Origin of the sequence: Bacillus amyloliquefaciens DSM 7 = ATCC 23350, from assembly GCF_000196735.1 — a bacterium.
GTDB classification, from domain to species: Bacteria; Bacillota; Bacilli; order Bacillales; family Bacillaceae; genus Bacillus; species Bacillus amyloliquefaciens.
Map to the genome: position 1 here is coordinate 2006225 of NC_014551.1, position 16106 is coordinate 2022330.

At 48.7% G+C, this 16106-nt stretch carries 16 protein-coding genes and 2 pseudogenes; 3 read left to right on the forward strand and 15 right to left on the reverse strand.

From position 1 onward, the window contains the following. Positions 1-280: 280 nt before the first annotated feature. From BAMF_RS41880 to BAMF_RS30275, 10 genes and pseudogenes are all read right to left on the reverse strand, one after another. Positions 281-391 (reverse strand): annotated as a pseudogene (locus tag BAMF_RS41880) (hypothetical protein); the annotation flags it as partial. A 61-nt stretch (positions 392-452) separates the two neighbouring features. Beyond that, positions 453-1238, reverse strand: a complete 786-nt coding sequence (locus BAMF_RS30235) for a 3-hydroxybutyrate dehydrogenase (RefSeq protein ID WP_013352453.1) — start codon at positions 1236-1238, stop codon at positions 453-455. A gap of 12 nt (positions 1239-1250) precedes the next feature. Then, the gene (locus BAMF_RS30240; protein ID WP_013352454.1) at positions 1251-1907 is read right to left on the reverse strand and encodes a 3-oxoacid CoA-transferase subunit B; all 657 of its coding nucleotides are present in this window, start codon (positions 1905-1907) and stop codon (positions 1251-1253) included. Positions 1908-1924: 17 nt separating this feature from the next. Beyond that, positions 1925-2626, reverse strand: a complete 702-nt coding sequence (locus BAMF_RS30245; RefSeq protein ID WP_013352455.1) for a CoA transferase subunit A — start codon at positions 2624-2626, stop codon at positions 1925-1927. A 181-nt stretch (positions 2627-2807) separates the two neighbouring features. Beyond that, on the reverse strand, positions 2808-4004 hold the full coding sequence (locus BAMF_RS30250; RefSeq protein ID WP_013352456.1) for a cytochrome P450: 1197 nt from the start codon (positions 4002-4004) through the stop codon (positions 2808-2810). Position 4005: 1 nt separating this feature from the next. After that, a complete protein-coding gene (gene bioB, locus BAMF_RS30255) occupies positions 4006-5025 on the reverse strand; it encodes a biotin synthase BioB (protein WP_013352457.1) in 1020 nt (339 codons plus the stop codon). 2 nt (positions 5026-5027) lie between these two features. Next, on the reverse strand, positions 5028-5729 hold the full coding sequence (gene bioD / locus BAMF_RS30260; RefSeq protein WP_013352458.1) for a dethiobiotin synthase: 702 nt from the start codon (positions 5727-5729) through the stop codon (positions 5028-5030). After that, positions 5726-6886 carry an 8-amino-7-oxononanoate synthase gene (gene bioF, locus BAMF_RS30265; protein ID WP_013352459.1) on the reverse strand — a complete coding sequence of 387 codons (1161 nt, stop codon included), beginning with the start codon at positions 6884-6886 and terminating at the stop codon, positions 5726-5728. Before bioF ends, bioD begins: the two co-directional genes overlap by 4 nt. Further along, positions 6876-8222: an adenosylmethionine--8-amino-7-oxononanoate transaminase gene (bioA, locus tag BAMF_RS30270; RefSeq protein WP_013352460.1), complete on the reverse strand. Its 1347-nt coding sequence runs from the start codon at positions 8220-8222 to the stop codon at positions 6876-6878. Before bioA ends, bioF begins: the two co-directional genes overlap by 11 nt. Then, the gene (locus BAMF_RS30275; protein ID WP_013352461.1) at positions 8219-8989 is read right to left on the reverse strand and encodes a 6-carboxyhexanoate--CoA ligase; all 771 of its coding nucleotides are present in this window, start codon (positions 8987-8989) and stop codon (positions 8219-8221) included. The genes bioA and BAMF_RS30275 overlap by 4 nt, the downstream gene beginning before the upstream one ends. 223 nt (positions 8990-9212) lie before the next feature. On the opposite strand from BAMF_RS30275, the pseudogene BAMF_RS30280 reads away from it, so the two are divergent. The 3 genes and pseudogenes from BAMF_RS30280 (at position 9213) to uptA (ending at position 11237) form a co-directional block, all read left to right on the forward strand. Beyond that, positions 9213-9672, forward strand: a pseudogene (locus tag BAMF_RS30280) (GtrA family protein). A gap of 6 nt (positions 9673-9678) precedes the next feature. Continuing rightward, positions 9679-10572 (forward strand): UTP--glucose-1-phosphate uridylyltransferase GalU, encoded by an 894-nt coding sequence (gene galU, locus BAMF_RS30285; protein WP_013352463.1) that lies wholly within the window; start codon positions 9679-9681, stop codon positions 10570-10572. Positions 10573-10646: 74 nt separating this feature from the next. Next, positions 10647-11237 carry an undecaprenyl phosphate transporter UptA gene (gene uptA, locus BAMF_RS30290; RefSeq protein WP_013352464.1) on the forward strand — a complete coding sequence of 197 codons (591 nt, stop codon included), beginning with the start codon at positions 10647-10649 and terminating at the stop codon, positions 11235-11237. 55 nt (positions 11238-11292) lie between these two features. Here the strand turns inward: uptA and BAMF_RS30295 are convergent, their stop codons facing one another. Genes BAMF_RS30295 through BAMF_RS30315 form a run of 5 tightly spaced genes read right to left on the reverse strand, consistent with a single transcriptional unit; the run spans position 11293 to position 16106 of the window. After that, entirely contained in the window at positions 11293-12822 is a 1530-nt protein-coding gene (locus BAMF_RS30295; protein WP_013352465.1) for an acyl-CoA carboxylase subunit beta, read from the reverse strand. A gap of 17 nt (positions 12823-12839) precedes the next feature. Continuing rightward, on the reverse strand, positions 12840-13619 hold the full coding sequence (locus tag BAMF_RS30300) for an enoyl-CoA hydratase (protein WP_013352466.1): 780 nt from the start codon (positions 13617-13619) through the stop codon (positions 12840-12842). Positions 13620-13632: 13 nt separating this feature from the next. Beyond that, on the reverse strand, positions 13633-14532 hold the full coding sequence (locus BAMF_RS30305; RefSeq protein ID WP_013352467.1) for a hydroxymethylglutaryl-CoA lyase: 900 nt from the start codon (positions 14530-14532) through the stop codon (positions 13633-13635). A gap of 15 nt (positions 14533-14547) precedes the next feature. Then, complete coding sequence (locus BAMF_RS30310) at positions 14548-14760, reverse strand: acetyl-CoA carboxylase biotin carboxyl carrier protein subunit (protein WP_013352468.1); 213 nt, start codon at positions 14758-14760, stop codon at positions 14548-14550. Then, positions 14757-16106, reverse strand: a complete 1350-nt coding sequence (locus BAMF_RS30315; RefSeq protein ID WP_013352469.1) for an acetyl-CoA carboxylase biotin carboxylase subunit — start codon at positions 16104-16106, stop codon at positions 14757-14759. Before BAMF_RS30315 ends, BAMF_RS30310 begins: the two co-directional genes overlap by 4 nt.

Consider the following 16106-nt stretch of genomic DNA (forward strand, 5'->3'; position numbering starts at 1 on the left):
TCGGCCCATCACACAGCTGAATACGAGCTGCTTCATCATAAGAGGAATTTATCGGTAGAAGCAAAATGTTTTTGGTTGAGTCTTGCTGGAGGCTCATATGGAATCATGACGCGGAACTTATCAATCTATTGAATTCCGGCTATTTCTTCTGCTTATCGTTATTTCGTAAATTCCTTGTGAAAACCGTCATATGTTGTCATCTTGTTTCTCACGAAACCGCTTTATCATAAATTCCGTTTTTTCATCGCGTCGGTATTCGTCTCTTCAGCCAAACTGAAAATCAGGTCACGGGAGCGGGGTTGAACAGACATAAATCATTGTGAAGCCCCCAATGATCCGCCCATGTTTGTTTGCGGCCGCTGGCGATATCAAGCACCATTCGGAAGATTTCAATATGTTTATTTTAAGGCACAAAAAAACAGCCGTTCAGTGCGGCTGTTTTTTCAAACGAACTATTGAGCGGTATATCCTCCGTCCATGACGACGGCCTGACCGTTGACGCCTTTTGCTTTGTCGCTGGCCAAAAACACGGCGTAATCAGCGATTTCCTTCACTGAGAGCAGCCGTTTTTGGGGAACGAGCGGAAAGATGACGTCCTCCAGAACACGTTCATACGGCACATTTCTTGTGTCAGAAATGTCCTTCAGCTGATTGTGGACGAGCTGTGTGTCAACATACCCAGGACAGAGGGCATTGACGGTGATGCCGTCAGCCGCGCCTTCAAGTGCGCCGACTTTCGTTAAGCCGATGACGCCATGCTTGGCGCTGTTATATGCGGCTTTTCCGTAAAAACCGATGAGCCCGTTGACAGACGCCATATTTATGATTCGTCCGAATTGCTGTTTTTTCATGACGGGAAATGCATGTTTCATGGCGATAAATGGCGCGGTCAGCATGACACGGATGAGCCGTTCAAATTGTTCCGCGGGAAATGCCTCAATGGGGGCGATATGCTGAATGCCCGCGTTATTCACGAGAATATCGAGTCGCCCGAATTCTGTCACGGCTTTTTGAATCATATCAGCCGTTTGCTTTTCATCGGTTACATCACACGTGATGCTTTTGGCATGAGCGCCTTCTTCACTGAGTTTTGCTGCGGCTTCTTTTCCCGCCTGTTCATTGACATCCGCTATGATTACGGCGGCTCCTTCACGGGTGAATTCTTGAGCGATTTCAAATCCGATTCCTCTGGCTGCTCCTGTCACTACAGCCGCTTTGTCTTTCAGCAATGGGTCCATGAAAATGCCTCCTTATTTCCGCCCGGACGTTAATGCTTCACTGACAGTGAAACGGCCTTCTGTTTTCTCAATGACTTCCTCTAATGACGCACCTTCCTGCAATTCTGTCAGCATCATGCGGCCTTGGTGAAATTCGAACACCGCCAAATCTGTTATCAGCCGATGGACGACTTGTCTGCCGGTCAGAGGCAGAGTGCATTCCGATTTCACCTTAGATTCACCGAATTTATTTACGTGCTCCATAATGACAACGATCCGTTTTGCTCCGTGAACCAAGTCCATAGCCCCGCCCATTCCTTTGATCATTTTTCCGGGTATCATCCAGTTGGCCAAGTCCCCTTTTTCGGATACTTCCATGCCGCCGAGGATGGCGACATCTATATGGCCCCCGCGAATCATAGCAAACGATTCGGCACTGTCAAAATAAGAGGCTCCTTTAACTTCGGTGATGATTTCTTTGCCGGCGTTAATGAGATCCGGGTCCTCCGCTCCCGCAAGAGGATAAGGGCCGATTCCGAGCAAGCCGTTCTCCGACTGAAGCAGCACGTTATAATCTTCCGGTATTTCATTTGCGACAAGCGTCGGCATGCCGATTCCCAAATTCACATTCATTCCGTCCTTAATTTCTTTTACTGCCCGTGCGATCATTCGTTTTCTGCCATCTTTCATTTGATCAGCTCCTTTCTTCATGCTTCCCGGACGGTGCGGCGTTCGATCCTTTTTTCGAGATTCGTGCTTTTGAGCACATGCTGGACAAAAATACCCGGCGTATGAATGTGATCCGGGTCAAGCTCACCTGCCTCGACGATTTCCTCTGCCTCGGCAATGGTTACCCTGCCTGCCATAGCGGCGAGCGGATTAAAATTTCTTGCCGTTTTTCTGAAAATCAAATTGCCGAGCGGATCAGCTTTCCACGCTTTTACAATGCTGGCGTGTCCTTTAATGCCTCTTTCCAAAAGGCAGGTCCGTCCGTCAAATGTTTTCTGCTCTTTTCCTTCAGCGACTGAGGTCCCCGCGCCGGCCGGGGTATAAAACGCCGGGATACCCGCTCCTCCCGCGCGAATCCGTTCGGCGAGCGTACCTTGGGGAACCAGCTCAACTTCCAGATCTCCGTTTAAAAATTGCCGTTCAAAAGTTTTGTTTTCTCCGACATAGGAAGCGATCATCTTTTTAATCTGACGGTTCGCAAGCAAGAGGCCCAGCCCCCAGTCGTCAACGCCGCAGTTATTACTGACGACAGTCAGGTTTTTTGTCCCCCGGTCTCTGATGGCGAGAATTAACTGCTCGGGGATGCCGCAAAGACCGAAGCCCCCTGCAATAAGAGTGTCACCGTCATTGATCAGCTCCGCGGCTTCTTTAAATGAATCCATGATTTTCCCTTTTCCCATATTCACTTCTCCTTTCAGTTATATCTTCATAAGGACTGTCAGGCGGCAGATCTGTAAGCGGTTGCAGTTATATTGAAGGGTTTGAGTGCAGGTGTGTTGTGACATGTTTCCGGTACATGATAAGAGGAACTGTTTCATCTTAGAGAAGGGGCTTGATAAACCTGCCCCTTCTGCAATGTCATCAGCTGAGAACAACCGGAAGCGCTGAAAGCGACCTGAAACCGAAGAGTTTGCGGTATGTAACATCTGTTTTCACAAGGCGAATATCAGGGGCCCGCTCCAGCAGTGTGAGGATGGCCGTTTGGGCCTCAATCCGCGCTAATGAGGAGCCGATACAGACGTGGGCGCCTTTTCCGAATGCCAGATGCGGATTGGGATTTCTCGTAATGTCCAGCTGATGGGGACGATGAAATACCTCCGGGTCGCGGTTGGCTGCGCCTAACAGAATATATACCTGCTCTCCTTTTTTTATGAGGTGCTGATTGATGACGCAGTCTTCTGAAGCTGTACGAGCCGTCAGCTGCGCCGGGCTTTCAAAGCGTAGAAATTCCTCAGTTGCAGATGCAATCAGCTGCGGATTTTCCAGCAATTTGCTGAGCTCGGCCGGATGTTTCAATAATGAAAACACGCCATTGCAGATCAGATTCACCGTCGTTTCGTGTCCGGCGATAATGAGCAGGATGCAGGATGCGAGCACTTCTTCTTCTGTAAGCTGTTCTTCGCTGATAAGTGTGGTGATGACGTCTTTTTGGGGCTCTGTTTTCCGTTTTTGAATCAAATCTTTAAAATACGCCGTCAGCTTGCCGGCTGTACCGCCGGCTTTAAGCAGCGACTTTTTAGAGCGTGTCAGGTCAATGGCCTGAATGACGTCCGCGGTCCACTCCCTGAAGCTTGCTCTGTCTTCTTTCGGCACCCCGAGTATGTCCGCAATGACGAGACTCGCCACTGGGAAGGCGAAGTCTGATACAAGGTCTGCGGTTTTACTGTGATCTATTTGGTCTAACACATCATGAACCGTTGCTGTTATAAAGGGTTTCAGCCGCTCCGCTTTTTTCAGAGTGAATGCTTTGCCGATCAGCATGCGAAGCCGCTTATGGTCTGAGTGATTCGTAAACAGCAGCATATCCTTCTGCAAGTTTTTCAGGTGTTTATATTTAGCTGACGCTTCAGGCATCGGAATGCGGTTTTTAAATCTGGTGTCTTTCAGGACGGCTTCCGCTTCTTGATATCCGGTGATGTAGCGCCCCGGGTATTTTAAAACGGTTCCTTGATACACGGGATCAACGGCCCGCAGTTTGTCATAAAACGGATAAGGGTTATTCCAAAAATCTGAATCCGCATGGAGGGACGGATGTGCAATCGATAGGCCCGCCGTCATTTTATATCTCCGTATTGCAGGCGGATTGTAAGTCGGCTTTCATTTCTTCAACGGATTCGACTTCAAACCCTAAATCATGGAGCATTTTATGATCCTCTGTTTCGTGCTGCCCTGAGGTTGTTAAGTAATCGCCGACGAATATGGAATTTGCTGCGTACAAACCGAGCGGTTGCAGTGAACGAAGATTGACTTCCCGGCCTCCTGAGATGCGGATTTCTTTTGCCGGATTGATAAAACGGAACAAAGCGAGCACTTTCAGGCAATATACCGGGTTTAATTCGCTTACCCCCTCTAACGGGGTTCCGTCAATCGCATGCAGAAAATTAACAGGGATGCTGTCGGCGTCAAGCGCTTTTAAGCTGTTCGCCATATCAACGACATCCTGTTTCGTCTCTTTCATGCCGACGATGACACCCGAACAAGGCGACATCCCCGATTGTTTGGCCGTTTCCACCGTATTAACCCTGTCGTCATACGTGTGAGAGGTTGTAATGTTTGAGTGATTCCTTTGTGATGTATTGATGTTATGATTGTACCGGTCTACTCCTGCCTGTTTCAGCCGCTCTGCCTGTTCCGGCTTCAGCAGACCGAGGCATGCGCAAATTTTTAAACCGTACGTTTCTTTAATTTCTTTGACGGCATCAACCACTTGGTCTACTTCTCTGTTTGACGGGCCCCGTCCGCTGGCGACGATACAGTATGTTCCTATATTCAGGTCATGGGCGCGTTTTGCCCCCTTAAGCAATATATGCTTATCCACCATCCGATAAGACTCAATCGGCGCTTTTGATATTGAAGATTGTGAACAGTACCCGCAATTTTCCGGACACAGCCCTGATTTAGCATTCATAATCATATTCAGCTTTACTTTTTTTCCGTAAAATCGTTTTCTGATATGGAAAGCGGCATGCATCAGCAATAAAAGATCATCATCAGGACAATTTAAAATGGCAAGCGCTTCCTGATTCGTTACTTCCGCCCCGTCCAGCACTCTCTCTGCAAGATCCATCCATTGATTCATGTTTATCTCCCCATTTGTGTCAGATTCATGAAAGTAGAAACATCTACATGTTTCTCAATCATGTGTTGAATGTTTTCCGCTGAAACGTGTTCCAGCTTCGGTGTGATTCCTAAAATCGGAACTCCGCACAGCGCTTCAATTATGTTCGGGTTTGTCTTTTCATCCAGCCCCGGCCGGCTTTTTACGCCGTTGATGATGATGCCGATAATGTCTATTCCCATGTTTTTCGCATATTCAACGGTTAAATATGTGTGGTTGATGGTTCCGAGATCAGGCCTGGCCACAATCACCGCCGGCAATTCCAGGGCTTTTATCAGATCACTGACTAAGTAATTTTCACCGAGCGGTACGGAAATGCCGCCTGCTCCTTCGACGATGAAACACTCATGACGATTTTTAATCTTTTTCCAGTGAACCGTGACCTCCTCCATACTTACGGATTTTCCCTCAAGCATGGCGGCCGTGTACGGTGCAAGCGGCTCTTTCCATTCAAATGGCGTAATTTCTTCATGAGACAGTGCGGTTTGTGACATATCTTTCAACAGAGAAGTGTCACTTTCCGGATGAGTCCGCGGCACTCCGCTTAAAAACGGCTTAAATACTCCGACATCCGCCTGTCTCTGCCTGAATGCCGCGGCAAGTCCGCAAGAGACGATGGTTTTTCCGACGCCGGTATCTGTTCCTGTGACAAAAAAACTTCTCATTGGTTGATGTTCAGCTCTTTTCTAATGGAATCAAATGCTTCTGTCAGCTCATCTATGTCCTGTAAGCTGCGGTCCGCCGTGACGGTCAGCCTGATTCTGCTTTCACCATCCGGAACGGCTGGCGGGCGGATGGCAGGGGCGCAGATCCCCTTTTTCTCCAGTAACGCAGCGGCTGAGACCGTTGTTTTTGCATCACCGATGATGACGGGGAGAATCGGTGTATCTCCGCCTCTTACGGTAAATCCCATGTCGGCGAGACGGGTTTTTATCGTTTTGATAGATGACAGCAGTACACGGCGTGTACCGTGCATGCCCTTTATGATGTCAAATGCCGTATGCGAAGCCGCACAAATCGCCGGCGCGACGGCCGTCTGAAAAATAAACGTCCGCGCATGATTCAGCAAAAAATCAATGAAAATGTTTGATCCTGCGGCAAAACCGCCCTCCGTTCCGACAGCTTTACTTAATGTGCCGATGACAACATCAGGCCTAACACCAAAATATTCACTGGTTCCTCCGCCGTTTTCCCCGAGTACCCCGGTTGCATGCGCGTCATCTACTATTACAAATGCCTGATACTTCTTTGCAAGCGCCATTATGCTGTCAAGCGGGGCAATGGTGCCGTCCATGCTGAATACGCCGTCCGTGACGATAAAGCGGCGGTTCCGAGACTGGACGGAGGCAAGTTTGTTCTCGAGATCTGCCATATCAATATGTCGGTACACAATGGTTTCCGCTTTTGATAAACGGCAGCCGTCCACAATGCTCGCATGGTTCAATTGATCGCTTAAAATGACATCGCCTTTTTGCGGCAGTGAAGCAAGCACGCCGATATTTGCCAAGTAACCGCTTGAAAACAATAAAGCAGCTTCCGTCTGTTTAAAGTCCGCGATTGTTTTTTCAAGTTTTTCGTGCCATAGCGTATTTCCGGTGGTTAACCGTGAGCCGCTGCTTCCTGCCCCGAATCGGCTCAGCGCCGTTTGCGCGGCTGTGATCAGCCGTTCGTCTTTTGACAGACCCAAATAGTCATTAGACGCCCAGATCTGCCGCTTTTGCCCCTTGGTTTTGAGAGCGGTTTCCTGTGTTCGCAGCGTCCGATACAGCCCGTCTGTTTTCACCGCATCGAGCCTTCCGAGGAGCCATCCGTCAAAATCCACGGCCGGTCACCTCGGCTATCGCTTCTTTCATAATGGAGATCATGGCTTTTAACTGATCAGCTGTGCTGGCAAGCGGCGGAAGAAAGGCGATTACGTCTCCGAGCGGTCTCGTCAGCATACCAAGCTCTCTCATTTTTAAAGATACCTCGTATCCTATCCTCTTTTCAGGCGGATAAGGCTGTTTCGTCTCCTTATCCTGCACAAGCTCTATGCCGCACATCAAACCGAGCTGACGGATATCGCCGACATGAGGAAGCTGCTTCAGATCATGAAGAAACATCGCTGCTGTTTTTGATTTTTCGGCGACCTGTTCAACGATGCGCTCTGATTCAAATAAACGCAGATTTTCAATTGCCGCGGCACAACCAAGCTGATTTCCTGTATAGGAGTGCCCGTGGAAAAATGTTTTCATTTTGTTATAGTCATCGTAGAAGGCTTCATAAATCGCTTCTGTGGCAAACGTCACGGCAATCGGCAAATAGCCTCCGGTAATTCCTTTCCCTGCCGCCATCAAATCAGGCTGGACATTTTCATGCTCACAGGCAAACATTTTTCCGGTACGGCCGAAACCCGTCGCCACTTCGTCAACGATCATTAACACATCATATGCCGTACACAGCTTTCGTACGCCTGCCAGAAAGCCTTCAGGCATGACGATCATGCCGGATGCCCCCTGCACCATCGATTCAATCGTAAGTGCCGCAATCTCTTCGTGATGCTCCGCAAGCAGCTGTTCGAGCGCGCTAAGACATTCATCCCGGCACTGAACGGGGTCGCCGTTTTCAGATCTGTATACATAAGGAATCGGGGCTTTGTAGCTTTCAAACATCAGCGGGCCGTACACATGATGGAAAAGTTCAATAGAGCCGACGCTGACGGCTCCGATCGTGTCGCCGTGATAGCCGTTCTGCATAGAAATGAATGTCTGCTTCTCAGGCCGCCCTATGTTTTTCCAGTATTGAAAGGCCATTTTCAGAGCGATTTCCATCGCTTCCGCTCCGCTGTCAGAGTAAAAAACGCGCGTCAGCTTTTCCGGTGTGATGCTCGTCAGCATCTCGGCAAGTTCTGTTGCGGGAACGTTCGTCATGCCCAGCAAAGTAGAATGAGCGATTTTTTCAAGCTGTTTTTGAATCGCCTCATCCATTTCCTTTTTGCGGTGGCCGTGTACATTGAGCCATACTGAAGAAAAGCCGTCATAATATTCTTTGCCGCTTGTATCTTTCAGCATAATTCCGTTTCCGCTTTCAATGATTAACGGATCTTCATCGTAATCTTTCATTTGTGTGAAGGGCAGCCAAAGATGCTTTTTGCTTTTTTCAATCATTGATTGTTTCATATTTTCCCCTCCCTCTGAATGAATACAGGCTGCTTCTCTAAAAAATGTATACAGCTCTCTGTATCTATGGCTCCATCTGTAAAGAAAATCCGGCAGCCGCTTTCATCTCCGGCATTCTTCATCTTGGTAATCCGCTGATAGCCCAGCTTCTTTGCGGCAACGTAGCCTGTTATGTAATCAGGGTCATCCGACCAGCACAGTTCAGCTATGATGCCCGGATGCGCACAAACCTTTGCCGCGATGGCATGCGCTTCTTTTATTCTTGGATTTTCCGGCATTTTGTGCTCGAGAGTCCATTTTTGAAAATCGTGTGCCGGCCAATCCATGCGGGATACCCGTACACCTCTTTCCTTTCTGCCGTCAATGCGTTTTCCCGTCTGAATGTCGAACAGGACCGCTCCTCTTACTTCTGCATATTCCGCGATATTTTGATAGGCTTTCTCTATCATGTGCGGAGGAATCCCGGCTTTTTGCAGAAGCTTCCGGGCGACTGCTTGTCCTTTCTCTGCCGTATCTGTTTGATGTACGGCAACCGGTAACGGGCGGATCGTTTTGATCGGTTGATTGATGCTTTCAAGCTGTATCTGCATAAAATCAGGTGTCCCTCTTGAATGCGAGAAGCCTTTATGTAATAAGCCATTCACCGCTTCTTGTAATCCGCTGTAAGTGATGAGCCGTTCTCCGCCGGAAATGTGTTTTCCTCCCTGCTCATGAGGTGCGTCCCGGGAAGCTCTCATTCTGACGCTGTAATATATCTCTTCCTCCATTCTCTCCCCTGCTTTCTCTTACCTTGAAAATTAATGTAAACCAAAATAAATATAGGTTAACACTTATACAGAATATTAGTGTCCCTCACGAAATATGTCAACCAAAACTATTAAACTGTTAACATAATGGAACGGCAAGGCCTCATTACGTTTTCATGTTTTGTTCATATTTTAGTAATTGTTTATTCAACACTGTCCGCTAAAGTAATCCCTATCAACAACTATGACAGCCATCCGCATTTTATTATGAAGGGAGGTCAAAACCGGGTGCCGTTATGCTGAAAGAAAAAATAAAGACGTTAGGCCGTTTTTGCACCGTGGGCGTGGGAAATACGCTAATAGATTTTGGTGTCTTCTTCCTTCTCACCGCTTGCCATGTCCCTTATCTGCCGGCTCAGATCTGTTCCTATTCGGCGGGGATCATCAACAGCTATGTGTGGAACCGAAACTGGACGTTTCGTGTAAAACGCAAGGCCGACGGGAAAGAGATCGTGCGCTTTCTCATGATTAATGCCGCCGCGTCGGTGATCACCTTTTTATTGCTTTACGCGTTTCAAAAAAGCGGCTGTACGCTTTTGGTGAGTAAGCTTGCCGCCACTATCGGCGGAATGATGATGAATTTTATCGGAAACCGAATCTGGGTATTTGGGGATTCGCTGAAAAACATACAGGATCAGGAGTGAAGATGAATGAGAAAAAAAGTGAGAAAAGCGGTCATCCCCGCAGCGGGTTTAGGCACGAGATTTCTGCCGGCGACAAAGGCGCAGCCGAAAGAAATGCTGCCGATTGTCGACAAACCGGCAATCCAATATATTGTAGAAGAGGCCGCAGAATCAGGAATTGAAGATATACTGATTATTACGGGGAGAAACAAACGCTCGATTGAAGATCATTTTGACCGGTTGGCGGAATTGGAATTCAATCTGCAGGAAAAAGGCAAGACGGAGATGCTTAAGGAAATGCAGCAGATTGCCGATTTGGCCAATATTCATTACATCCGCCAGAAAGAGCCGCTCGGCTTAGGACATGCGGTATTGTGTGCGGAGCATTTTATCGGAGATGAGCCTTTTGCCGTTCTCTTAGGAGATGATATTATGGTATCTGACACCCCCGCGCTTTCGCAGCTCATAGACGTCTATAACCAGCACGGCACAGAAACAATCGGCGTACAGCCCGTCGAGCCTGCTGATGTCAGCAAATATGGTATTATACAGACGGGGCGGCAAAGCGGTCATGTGTATCAGGTTGAAGACCTGATTGAGAAGCCGGCTGCTGAAAAGGCGCCCTCACGTATTGCCGTGATGGGCCGATACATATTAACCCCTGCCATTTTCCAGGCGCTCAAAACGATCGGACGAGGCGCGGGCAGCGAAATCCAATTAACTGATGCGCTGCGCAAAGTGTGCCGCACCCGGAGCATTTACGCGCGGGAACTTGAAGGAAGCCGGTTCGATATAGGCGATAAGCTCGGGTGTTTTAAAGCCGGGACGGAGATCGGGCTTCTGCGGAAAGAAATGAGACCGAAACTTTTAGCTTATTTAGAAGAGGTGTTAAAAAGAGAATCTGAAGAAATGACGCATTAAAAAATAATTTGTAACCATTTTGCTTGTCAATCAGTCATATAATTGGGTAAAAAGATAGTGAGGTTGTGAACAGTGTGGGCAATTTTATTAGTGAAATATTATCCTGGCTGACAAGTATGGGCTATTTAGGGATTGCGCTCGGGTTAATGATCGAAATCATTCCGAGTGAAATCGTTCTGGCTTACGGAGGCTATATGGTGTCAGAAGGTACGATCAGTTTTATCGGCGCCATTATCGCCGGTGTCATCGGGGGAACGATCGCGCAATGTTTTATTTACTGGATCGCCCGTTATGGAGGACGTCCGTTTTTGGACAAGTACGGCAAGTACTTACTGCTGAAAAAGCATCATATTGATGTTGCGGAAAACTGGTTTCGCCGTTACGGCGCGGGCGTGGTATTCTCGGCACGGTTTATCCCGGTCGTCAGACACGCGATTTCCATCCCTGCCGGACTCGCGAAAATGCCTCTTTCCAAGTTTGTCACCTTGACGACGCTTGCGATTATTCCGTGGTCTATCATTTTCGTTTATCTCGGGTATCAGCTCGGCGGACAGTGGAAAGATGTAGACAGCTATGCCGGAATGTATACGACTCCGATCATTATATTGGCTCTTGTATTTATTGTTGTTTATTTTGTCGTGAAAAAGATGAGATCAAGACTATGAAAAAAAGACTGCATAGAAGAACGGCCGCGGGCCGGATCTATGCGGTCTTTTTTCTTTATACCGGGTATACGGGGTGTTTCCGGTGTGTGAATGTCAGTTGTTTGGACATGTAAGCAGTGAGGCGTTTATTGAGTTCTTCCCGCAAGGAATCAGCGGGAACGATGCCGTCAATCACCATTTCAGAGGCGAGGCGGTAAAGGTTGATGTCTTCCTTGTATTCATCACGCTTTTCTTGAATAAAAGCCGATCTTTCTTCAGGAGCGAGTTCGCTGATTTTGTTTGCATATACCGCATTCACCGCTGCCTCAGGCCCCATAACGGCAATTTGCGCAGTCGGCAGCGCTAAGCAGCAATCCGGTTCAAAAGCCGGGCCCGCCATCGCATATAATCCGGCACCGTAGGCTTTTCTGACAATAACGGAAAGCTTCGGAACAGTCGCTTCGGCCATTGCGGAGATCATTTTTGCGCCATGTCTGATGATGCCCGCCTGCTCAACCTTCGTTCCGATCATAAAGCCGGGGATGTCTGCCAAAAACAGAAGCGGAATATGAAATGCGTCGCACAAAGCGATGAATTTTGCGGCTTTGTCCGCCGAATCGAGAAATAAAACCCCGCCTTTGACACGCGGCTGGTTGGCGATAATGCCGACCGGCTGTCCGTGAATCCGCGCAAGCCCCGTTATTAATTCCTGCGCAAATAATGGTTTGATCTCAAAAAAGGAGTCTTCATCGATGACACGTTCAATTAAATCCATCATGTTGAACGGCGCGTTTTGATGTGCCGGAATGACATCTGAGAGCGGTTTTTCAAAAGCTTTCGGATTCTTGGATGTGTTGACGGGTGCTTTTTCAGTATAATTTGCCGGAAAATAGCTGAGATATGTCTGCGCCATCGTAATTGCTTCCTGTTCCGTCCGGGCGAGAAGATCACCGCAGCCTGATACGGAACAATGCATACGGGCGCCGCCCATTTCTTCAAGCGATACCTTTTCGCCGATTACCATTTCCGCCATGCGCGGAGAGCCTAAGTACATGGATGCATTGCCTTCAACCATAATGACGATGTCGCAAAATGCCGGGATGTAAGCGCCGCCCGCAGCGGAAGGACCGAACAATAAGCAGATTTGCGGAATGCGTCCCGACAGCTTTACTTGATTATAAAAAATGCGTCCGGCTCCCCTCCTGCCCGGGAACATGTCGACCTGATCCGTAATTCTCGCACCTGCTGAATCGACTAAGTACAGAAGCGGACACTGCAGCTTTTCCGCCGTTTCCTGAATGCGGATGATTTTTTCCACCGTTTTCGCGCCCCATGAACCCGCCTTTACGGTTGAGTCGTTTGCCATCACACAAACGGTTCTGCCGCCGATAGTTCCGATTCCGGTGACGACCCCGTCAGCCGGCAGTCCGTCTGACATACATTCGGCGAAAAAAGCATCTTCTACGGATATGCCGTCATCGAATAGAAGCTTCAGCCTGTCTCTTACAAACAGTTTTCCCTTTTTTTCGTTGCTTGCGTGATATTTCTCCGCTCCTCCTTTTTCAATCGTTTTGCTGCGTGTCTGCCGTTCTTTTTCGTAATCCATCCGAGTCCCTCCATGTTTTATTTTCCTTTGTATTCAGGGGGTCTTTTTTCTTTAAAGGCGCGCAGGCCCTCTTCTCTGTCAAGTGTCGGGATGACTTGTTCATATGCTTTTCGTTCGATGGTGAGCCCTGTATTGAGATCTGTCTCCAGACCCTTGTTTATCGCGAATTTTGCTTGTCTGACGGCGATCGGTCCATTGGCGGCGATGCGTCCGGCCAGTGCTTTTACTTTTTCCATAAGCTCCCCGGCTTCACATACATGCTCGACCAGCTTCATGTCTTTTGCTTCTTGAGCCGTGAGTCTTCGGCCGGTGTAAATCAATTCTTTTGCAGCGCCGGGACCGATAAGCCGCGGCAGTCTCTGTGTTCCCCCCGCCCCGGGAATGATCGCAAGGCCTGTTTCAGGTAGGCCGAGACCCGCCCGGCTGACGGCTGTTCTGATATCGCAGGCGAGAGCAAGTTCAAGACCTCCTCCTACAGCAGTTCCGTTCAGCGCTGCAATGACCGGCTGCGGGAGAGCTTCAATTGAGGCGGCTGTTTCGCCGATACGCCTGACGCTTTGCTTGACTTGTTCATGATTCATTCCTGCTCTTTCTTTTAAATCAGCACCGGCGCAAAATGTGTTTCCGGAGCCGGTGAGAATGACGCAGCGAATAGCCGGCGAGTTTCTGATGTCTGTAATTACACGCTGTAAATCATCAATCATTTCAGAAGACAGCGAGTTGGCTGCATGCGGGCGGTTCAGTGTGATCAGACCGATCGTTTCTTGACAGACGGAATACAAGACACAATCTCCCATGGCTTCTCCTTTCTCATTTCGTTCTGAATACCTGCAGGTTTCTGCTTGGCAGGTCTTTGCCGATTTTGTCCCCGATCCAGCCGGCGGCCTCAAGAAGTTTATTCAAGTCCGTCCCGGTATCAATCCCCATTTGTTCAAGCATATAAATGACATCTTCTGTGGCGGCGTTGCCTGCTGATCCCGGGGCATACGGGCAGCCGCCAAGCCCGCCTGAGGAGGTATCAAAGGATGTAATGCCCATATCAAGGGCGGGAATGATATTCGCAAGAGCCGTGCCTCTTGTATCATGGAAATGGAGTGCGATGTTTGATGCCGGAATTCTCGGCAAAAGGGCTTCAAGCACGGCGATGACCTGCAAGGGATTCGCCGCGCCGATTGTGTCGCCGAGCGATAATTCATCAACACCCATTTCGATCAGGGTGTCTGCCAGGCGGACGACTTGTTCGACCGGCACGTTCTGTTCGTACGGGCAGCCAAATACAGTGGACAGATACGCTCTCGTCGCCATTTTTTCAGCTTTTGCTTCAGTAATGACCCGCCTGAGTTCTTGAACGGTCCGGTCAATCGGTTTGTTTACGTTTTTTTGGTTATGGGTTTCGCTTGCTGATAAAAACACACAGGCTTGATCAATTCTGCCTTCTGCTGCATGTTCCAGTCCGATGAGGTTTGGAACGAGAGCCGCGTAGACCGTATCTTCTGATCTGGCAATCCCCTTTGCGACATCCAGACTGTCACGAAGAGCCGGAATCCATCTCGGATGCACGAATGATGTCACTTCGATATAGGGAAGTCCTGTCTTTGACAGCATATTGATCCACTCAATCTTATCTTCTGTATCCACCCACGCCGATTCATTCTGCAGGCCGTCACGAGGCCCTACTTCGTTGATGCGGACATGCTTCGGACAGTTCATGCTGCACCTCCCGTTTTATTGAAGCTCAATCAGGACCTCTCCTTCATCAGTGAAATCGCCTTCCGTTTTTTTCACTTCTTTCACCGTTCCGGATGCATCAGCGATGATCGGAATTTCCATTTTCATAGATTCCAAGATAGCCACTTCCTGTCCTTCCTCAATGACATCGCCCGGTTTCACATGAATTTTCCACAGGTTACCGGCCATTTGAATTTTTATGACGCTCATTTTGACGCCTCCCCGTTTATTGTTTGTAAAAATCCGGTTGTCGCTTCACCCTTTTCAAACGCTTCTGAACAGGCGATTTTTGTCAGCAGCGGAATATTGGTTTTAATTCCTTCTACATGATATTCGCCAAGGGCGGTTTTCAGTTGTTCAATGGCTTGTTTTCTCGTTTTTGCCGTAACAATCATTTTGGCAATCATCGGATCGTAAAACGGAGAAACGGTGCTGCCCTTTTCAACGGCGCATTCGTGTCTCACTGACGGATGCCGTAAAACGGAGAAAGAGGAGATAGTGCCGGGTGACGGATAAAAGGTGACCGGATCTTCCGCATAAATCCGCACTTCTATCGCATGCCCGTGATGGGTGATGTCTTTCTGCGAGAAAGTCAGCGGCTGTCCCGCGGCAATTTTCAGCTGTTCTTCCACAAGATCCAGTCCCGTAATTTCTTCTGTCACCGGATGCTCTACCTGCAGTCTTGTATTCATCTCTAAGAAATAGATTTGTTTCTTTTGGTCGACAAGAAACTCTATTGTGCCCGCATTTTGGTAGCCGATAGATTTAGCGGCTTTAACGGCGGTTTCACCGAGTCTTTGTCTTAATTCCTCATCAACAAACGGCGATGGCGCTTCTTCTATCACTTTTTGATGGCGCCTTTGCACTGAACAGTCACGTTCAAACAGGTGAACGGTATTGCCGAAAGAATCTGCGAGAATCTGAATTTCAATATGACGGGCGTTTTCAATGACTTTTTCCATATACATTGCGCCGTCGCCGAAAAAAGACGCGGCCCGCTTTTGATTGCCTTCAAACGCTTTTGCCAGTTCTTCTTCCGAATGTACGATCTGCATGCCGATTCCGCCTCCTCCTGCGGACGCTTTCAGCATGACCGGAAAGCCGATGGCACGGGCTTCGGCTAAGGCCGAGTGAACATCGGGCAATGGCTCTGAAACACCGGGAACGATCGGGACTTTTGCCTGCTGCATCGTTTTTCGCGCTTCTATCTTGCTTCCCATCTTAACGATGATGTCACCTGGCGGGCCGATGAATGTGATGTGTTCCTTTCGGCAGCGTTCGGCGAACCGGCTGTTTTCTGACAGCAGCCCGTAGCCGGGATGGATGGCGTCGGCTCCGGCGGCTTTAGCGGCTTCTATGATTCTGTCAATATGTAAATAGCTTTCATTTACTCTCGATTGACCGATCAGGTAGGCCTCATCAGCCGCTTTTACATGGAGCGCATCCCGGTCGGCTTCTGAATAGACAGATACCGAGGGGATGCCGAGACGTTTGCAGGTGCGGATTATTCTTAAGGCGATTTCTCCTCTATTGGCAATCAGAACTTTTTTAAACAA

Bases quoted from the DNA above. Each gene is read 5' to 3' on its own strand.
- bioA (WP_013352460.1), bottom strand. From the start codon at position 8,222: ATGAAACAATCAATGATTGAAAAAAGCAAAAAGCATCTTTGGCTGCCC.
- bioB (WP_013352457.1), bottom strand. From the start codon at position 5,025: ATGAATCAATGGATGGATCTTGCAGAGAGAGTGCTGGACGGGGCGGAA.
- galU (WP_013352463.1), top strand. From the start codon at position 9,679: ATGAGAAAAAAAGTGAGAAAAGCGGTCATCCCCGCAGCGGGTTTAGGC.
- BAMF_RS30310 (WP_013352468.1), bottom strand. From the start codon at position 14,760: ATGAGCGTCATAAAAATTCAAATGGCCGGTAACCTGTGGAAAATTCAT.
- BAMF_RS30240 (WP_013352454.1), bottom strand. From the start codon at position 1,907: ATGAAAGATGGCAGAAAACGAATGATCGCACGGGCAGTAAAAGAAATT.
- BAMF_RS30305 (WP_013352467.1), bottom strand. From the start codon at position 14,532: ATGAACTGTCCGAAGCATGTCCGCATCAACGAAGTAGGGCCTCGTGAC.
- BAMF_RS30295 (WP_013352465.1), bottom strand. From the start codon at position 12,822: ATGGATTACGAAAAAGAACGGCAGACACGCAGCAAAACGATTGAAAAA.
- BAMF_RS30245 (WP_013352455.1), bottom strand. From the start codon at position 2,626: ATGGGAAAAGGGAAAATCATGGATTCATTTAAAGAAGCCGCGGAGCTG.
- BAMF_RS30250 (WP_013352456.1), bottom strand. From the start codon at position 4,004: ATGACGGCGGGCCTATCGATTGCACATCCGTCCCTCCATGCGGATTCA.
- BAMF_RS30300 (WP_013352466.1), bottom strand. From the start codon at position 13,619: ATGGGAGATTGTGTCTTGTATTCCGTCTGTCAAGAAACGATCGGTCTG.
- BAMF_RS30275 (WP_013352461.1), bottom strand. From the start codon at position 8,989: ATGGAGGAAGAGATATATTACAGCGTCAGAATGAGAGCTTCCCGGGAC.
- bioD (WP_013352458.1), bottom strand. From the start codon at position 5,729: ATGAGAAGTTTTTTTGTCACAGGAACAGATACCGGCGTCGGAAAAACC.
- BAMF_RS30235 (WP_013352453.1), bottom strand. From the start codon at position 1,238: ATGGACCCATTGCTGAAAGACAAAGCGGCTGTAGTGACAGGAGCAGCC.